This is a genomic window from Methyloceanibacter marginalis, assembly GCF_001723295.1.
Taxonomy (GTDB): domain Bacteria; phylum Pseudomonadota; class Alphaproteobacteria; order Rhizobiales; family Methyloligellaceae; genus Methyloceanibacter; species Methyloceanibacter marginalis.
Genome location: NZ_LPWD01000301.1, coordinates 1 through 5747, shown reverse-complemented (window position 1 = coordinate 5747; position 5747 = coordinate 1). Strand labels below are relative to the sequence as shown.

Genomic DNA, 5747 nt, shown 5'->3' with positions numbered 1-5747 from the left:
AAGAAAGCCTCGCCGAAGAAAGCCTCGCCGAAGAAGAGATCGGACAGTTGAGAGACCAGGATCAGAAAGACACCGGCGGACCCGTGCCGCCCAAAAAGCCTGCTCTTCCGAAGCGGTTCTACAAGGACGTTTCGGTCGCGGATGAGGGCGGCCGTTTCGGACTGCTGCTCGACGGCAAGCCCGTGCGCACGCCGGGCAGGGCGCCGTTGACCGTGCCGGGCAAAGCTTTGGCGCAAGCGATCGCGGACGAATGGCGGGCGCAAGGCGCCCATATCGACCCCAGGACCATGCCGCTCACCAAGCTCGCCAACACCGCGATCGACGGGGTGGCGGGCCAGAGGGACGGGGTGATCGACGACATTCTCGCCCATGCCCGCGCGGATCTCTTGTGCTACCGCGCCGATGGCCCGGAAGGGCTCGTGGCGCGGCAGGTCAAGCTGTGGGACCCGGTGCTCGCCTGGGCCAAGGAGTCCCTCCACGCACCGCTCAGCCTCTCTCAAGGCATCGTGCATGTGGCGCAGCCGGAGGCCTCCATCGCGGCGCTGCGCCAAGAGATCGCCAAGCTCGACGATTTCGGCCTGGCGGCGCTCCACGTCATGACATCGCTCACCGGCTCGGCGCTGCTCGCGCTCGCCGTGGCGCTGAAGCGGCTCACACAGGACGAAGCGTGGGACGCGGCCCATGTGGACGAGGACTTCCAGGTCGACCGCTGGGGCGAGGACGCAGAAGCACGCGCGCGCCGCATCGCCCGCAAGACCGACTTCGACGCCGCCGCCCGCGCCCTCGACCTTTCCGAGCTTCGGCCAAATCCCTCCCCCTAGAAGGGGGAGGGAGAGTGAGCACCCGCGCTTTGGGCATTGGCCGCTTACGGCGATCCCTTGCGAAGCTGGTCGAGGCCCGAGGCCCTGTCGGCGATGCGCTCGCAATGGGCCCAAAGCCCGCGGATCTCGTCGCCGCGCAGGCGCCGGGCAATGGGGTTGGCGCGGAGGTCGTAGACGCGCTCGCAGAGGGCCGGCGCCGCCTCGATGCCGCGCCTGGTCTCGGGCGCGTCCGGGGCCTCGAGCTCCTTAGGTGTCACCAGCTCTGCCCGGATCTCGTCCAGCGCCTCGCCCACGCGCCAATAATAGAGGCCGAGGCCGGCCGCGGTGGCCACGGCAACCAGCAGGATGGCGGCGATCAGCACCCGCATGAGCTCCTCCCCAGGAGCCTCAGCATGCCCCGTTTGGCAGGCCTCGGCAAACGTCTCCACGCCTCATGCCCGGACTGATCCGGGCATCCATTCCGTTCCCCATCCAGGATGCCCAAACGCCAATGGAATGGATTGCCGGGTCAAGCCCGGCAATGACGGGCGAAGGAGGACCATTTGGTTCAGGCCACTTGCCTCTTTTCCGCCCCATGCTATTCACCTTGGCAACACCGCCATCCGAGGGAGCCCTCATGAAAGAAGTCGTTGAAGAGCTTGAAATGCGCCGCGCCAAGGCCCGCATGGGCGGGGGCGAGAAGCGCATCGAGGCCCAGCACAAGCGCGGCAAGCTCACCGCAAGAGAGCGGCTTCAGCTCCTCCTGGACGACGGCTCCTTCGAGGAGTTCGACATGTATGTCGAGCACCGCTGCATCGATTTCGGCATGGAGAAGACGAAAGTGCCCGGCGACGGCGTGGTGACCGGCTGGGGCACCATCAACGGCCGGGTGGTCTATGTCTTCGCCAAGGACTTCACCGTGTTCGGCGGCTCCCTGTCGGAAGCCCACGCCAACAAGATGCTGAAAGTCCAGGACATGGCCATCCGGGCGCGGGCGCCCGTGATTGGCCTGTTCGACGCGGGCGGCGCGCGCATCCAGGAAGGCGTGGCGGCGCTCGGCGGCTATGGCGAGGTGTTCACCCGCAACGTGCTCGCCTCGGGTGTGATCCCGCAGATCAGCGTGATCATGGGCCCGTGCGCCGGCGGCGACGTCTATTCGCCGGCCATGACCGACTTCATCTTCATGGTCAAAGACACCTCCTACATGTTCGTCACCGGCCCCGACGTGGTGAAGACCGTGACCAAGGAAGAGGTGACCGCCGAGCAGCTCGGCGGCGCCGTCGTCCACACCACCAAATCCTCCATCGCCGACGGCGCCTATGAGAACGACGTGGAGGCGCTGCTCCAGATGCGCCGGCTGATGGACTATCTGCCTTCCAGCAATCTCTCCGGCGTGCCGGAGCTGCCGACGCGCGATCCGTGGGACCGGCTCGAGCCGTCGCTCGACACGCTGATCCCCGACAATCCGAACAAGCCCTACGACATCAAGGAGCTGATCCATAAGGTCGTGGACGAGGGCGACTTCTTCGAGATCCAGGAGACCTTCGCCCGCAACATCGTCACCGGCTTCGCCCGCATGGAAGGGCGCACGGTCGGCATCGTCGCCAATCAGCCCATGGTGCTCGCCGGCGTGCTCGACAGCGACGCCTCGCGCAAGGCCGCGCGCTTCGTGCGCTTTTGCGATTGCTTCTCGATCCCGATCATCACCTTCGTGGACGTGCCGGGCTTCCTGCCGGGCACCGATCAGGAATATGGCGGGCTCATCAAGCACGGCGCCAAGCTGCTCTTCGCCTTCACCGAGGCCACCGTGCCGAAAGTCACGGTCATTACGCGCAAGGCCTATGGCGGCGCCTACGACGTCATGTCGTCAAAGCATATCCGCGGCGACATCAATTATGCCTGGCCGACGGCGGAGATCGCGGTGATGGGCGCCAAGGGCGCGGTGGAGATTCTCTATCGCGCCGACCTCGGCGATCCGGAGAAGGTCAAGAAGCGCATCGACGATTATCAGGAGCGCTTCGCCAATCCGTTCGTCGCGGCGGAGCGGGGCTATATCGACGAGGTCATCGCGCCGCGCGGCACGCGCTTACGCATCTGCCGCGCGCTCCAGATGCTGCGCAACAAGCATGTCGAGAACCCCTGGAAGAAGCACGACAACATTCCGTTGTAGGCTAGGGACGCGCCGGCTCCCGTCTATCCTTTCACCTCGTCATGGCCGGGCTTGTCTAAGTGGGCCACCATGTCACGCGCGCGAACCGGCTGCGGAAACTAAAGTTCATGACATCATTTCGATAACAGCGGTCGGTAGTAGCCATGCGTAGACTTATTACCCTTCTCGGTCTCTTCAGTGTTCTCGCGTTCACGGGGCTTTCCGCGCGCGCGGCGCCCCTTCCTGACGGCGCCGAGAGCAAATTCGCGCAAGTGAACGGCATCCGCATGCACTACGTGCAGATGGGCGAGGGGCCGTTGCTCGTGCTCCTGCATGGCTGGCCGCAGACCTGGTACGAGTGGGCGGACGTGATGCCGTCCTTGGCAGAGCATTTCACCGTGGTGGCGCCCGACCTTCGCGGCGTCGGCAAGACCGAACGGACAGAAAAGGGCTACGACAAACAGACCCTGTCGCAGGACGTTGCCGCTCTCATCGAGCATCTGAATGGTGACGAGCCGGCCGTCGTGGTCGGGCACGACATGGGCGGGAAGGCCGCCTTCGTGCTCGGTCTCACGCAGCCCGAACGGGTGAAGAAGCTGGTGCTGATCGACTGTATGCCGCCGGGCACGGAGAACATGGACGTGGCGCGAGGCGGTCTATGGCATTACGGCTTCCACATCGCCCCGGATTTTCCGGAAATGCTGACGGAGGGCCGCGAGCGCGAATATCTCACCGCCATGATGAAATTGCTCTCCGGCGGCAAGGAGGTCATGACGGATGAGGCGATCGACGAATATGTCGAGGCCTATGCCTCACCCGGCGGCATGACCGCCGGCTTCAATTACTATCGCGCGCTCCTTGAGGACGCCGATTTCGTCACCAGCTTGTCCGGCAAGCGGCTCACCATGCCGGTCCTCACCATAGGCGGCGAGCACGCGGTGGCCGGCCATCTCTACAAGGCGCTCGAAGGCCGGAGCGACGACATCACGAACAAGATTGCACAGGGCTCCGGGCATTACGTTCCCGAAGAGATGCCGGAGTTCACCGTCGAGCAGATCGTGGACTTCGCGGCTGCGCCGTGACCATTAAAGAAGCACGACACCATTCCGTTGTAGGAAGTTCTGTTCTGCCTTCGTCATGGCCGGGCTTGTCCCGGCCATCCACGCCTTTACTGATTCAGCGTCTCGTAAAGATCGTCCCATTCAGGGTTCATGGCGAGGATCAGCCGCACCTTCCATGCCCGCGGCCAGTGCTTCATGTTCCTCTCGCGCTGAATCGCGCCTGCAATCGTCTCGTGGCGCTCACACCACACGAGCCGTTTCACGCCATAGCGGCGTGTGAAGCTTGGCACCATGCCTTCACGATGCTCCCAAGCGCGCCGCGCGATATCCCGCGTGACGCCGGTATAGAGAATGCCGTTGGGCTTGTTTGTGAGGATATAGACCCAACCTCCGCGCATGGAGGCGAGTCTGCAAGACGTGGATGGCCGGGACAAGCCCGGCCATGACAGGCGTTGGGGGTGGGAGCCTTTCCCGACCTTAGACCCGCCCCGAAAACTGACGTACACTGCATCCATCCCTCGTCGATGAGGCCCGGCGCTGCAGATGCTGCGCGACAAGCACGTCGAGAACCTCTGGAAGAAGCACGACACCATCCCGTTGTGACTTGGAGGCATTCATGCGGCTGACACCCCCGACCCAATACGTCTTCTACGCGTCGGTCGTCCTCGGCGTGGCGGCGCTCGTGCTCTACGGGCTCGGCGTGCTCGGCCTCATGGACGCCGCCCACCACTTCGCCTTCTGGACGGCGATCGTGGCTTGGCTCGGGTTGATCGTGGGCGTTGCGGCCAGAGGGATTTAGACCCGTAGCCGCGCCGAGTGGCTCACTGCCAAAAATCTGCTTCGCGCTCCCCTTCCTCGAGGGACGGCTGTTTCATCCGGCCCATGACGCCGCCGATTTGCGCCTCGACCCATGAGCCGAAAATGGCTTGCTGCGACATGCCGCGGAGCTGCCCCGCCACCTCGGTGTTCAGATACGACACGAGCGCGGGCGAGATTTCGAGCCGCTCCACGGCGCACAACATGGACCTGAGGCCCTTGTAGGTCGGGTTGCTGGCATCGTTCCGCAGGAACGCCCGGGCGAGGTTCTGGCGCTCCCGTGCGCTCAAGGGGCCGATGAGCTTCCGGATCAGCAGGACCGCCATCTGGACCGCGCAAATGCGTGGGTCGGTGCCTTCGGCCTCTCCCCGCCGCACGAGGCTCCCAGTGCCGGCCCGCTGTCTTAGCGTGGGCAGTACGCCGTCAGGAAAGCCGCGGAACAAGCCCGCGAGGCAGTCGTCGACCGCCTTTTGGTAGGCGTGGTGAGTGGCGCGATGATGCGCGTGCTTCTCGAGCAAGGCTTGAAACATGGCCCCATCCCCCTGCAGGACGCATGCAACGTTTCCAATGGCCGTTTACTGCCAACCTCTCGAAACGCCGCGCCGGGCCGAAAGGTTCCGGACGCCGAAGTGAAAATACCGGCGAAGCCGGTATCCAGCGCGTCCCTCCCCCTGAAAAGGGGAGGTCGGAGGGACGCGCGTAGCGCGACGCGCCGGGTGGGGGTCCAACCGCAACGTTGCAACGACCCCCACCCCGACACTCCCCCTTCCAGGGGAGGGAGTTATCCCCGCGTTAATCCCGCCCTCCAAAGCCCATGTAAAATGCATGCATCCCTCGTCCATGAGGACGCGAGCTGCAGACCGTCTGCTTCTCGGGAAGGGGGACGCGGCGCCCGAGGTGGCGCGGTACGGCTGGGATGTC

Annotated in this window: 7 protein-coding genes; 4 read left to right on the top strand and 3 right to left on the bottom strand. The window is 64.7% G+C overall.

Annotated features, from left to right (window positions below):
• A partial coding sequence (locus tag AUC71_RS11270) for an ATP12 family chaperone protein (protein WP_342021843.1) occupies nucleotides 1-821 on the top strand: 821 nt, incomplete at its 5' end.
• Nucleotides 822-865: 44 nt separating this feature from the next.
• Here the strand turns inward: AUC71_RS11270 and AUC71_RS11265 are convergent.
• Nucleotides 866-1189: a hypothetical protein gene (locus AUC71_RS11265; RefSeq protein ID WP_141701626.1), complete on the bottom strand. Its 324-nt coding sequence runs from the start codon at nucleotides 1187-1189 to the stop codon at nucleotides 866-868.
• 248 nt (nucleotides 1190-1437) lie between these two features.
• Here AUC71_RS11265 and AUC71_RS11260 point away from each other — a divergent pair, with 248 nt between their 5' ends.
• Together AUC71_RS11260 and AUC71_RS11255 are read left to right on the top strand one after the other, a co-directional pair.
• Nucleotides 1438-2970 (top strand): acyl-CoA carboxylase subunit beta, encoded by a 1533-nt coding sequence (locus AUC71_RS11260; RefSeq protein ID WP_069624341.1) that lies wholly within the window; start codon nucleotides 1438-1440, stop codon nucleotides 2968-2970.
• A 143-nt stretch (nucleotides 2971-3113) separates the two neighbouring features.
• Nucleotides 3114-4031: an alpha/beta fold hydrolase gene (locus AUC71_RS11255; RefSeq protein ID WP_083238309.1), complete on the top strand. Its 918-nt coding sequence runs from the start codon at nucleotides 3114-3116 to the stop codon at nucleotides 4029-4031.
• 86 nt (nucleotides 4032-4117) lie between these two features.
• Here the strand turns inward: AUC71_RS11255 and AUC71_RS11250 are convergent, their stop codons facing one another.
• The gene (locus tag AUC71_RS11250; protein ID WP_069624340.1) at nucleotides 4118-4408 is read right to left on the bottom strand and encodes a GIY-YIG nuclease family protein; all 291 of its coding nucleotides are present in this window, start codon (nucleotides 4406-4408) and stop codon (nucleotides 4118-4120) included.
• 218 nt (nucleotides 4409-4626) lie between these two features.
• Between AUC71_RS11250 and AUC71_RS11245 the strand changes: the two genes are divergently transcribed.
• Complete coding sequence (locus tag AUC71_RS11245) at nucleotides 4627-4809, top strand: hypothetical protein (RefSeq protein WP_141701625.1); 183 nt, start codon at nucleotides 4627-4629, stop codon at nucleotides 4807-4809.
• Nucleotides 4810-4831: 22 nt separating this feature from the next.
• On the opposite strand, the gene AUC71_RS11240 is transcribed toward AUC71_RS11245, so the two are convergent.
• Nucleotides 4832-5356: a hypothetical protein gene (locus tag AUC71_RS11240; RefSeq protein ID WP_069624338.1), complete on the bottom strand. Its 525-nt coding sequence runs from the start codon at nucleotides 5354-5356 to the stop codon at nucleotides 4832-4834.
• Nucleotides 5357-5747 lie beyond the last annotated feature (391 nt).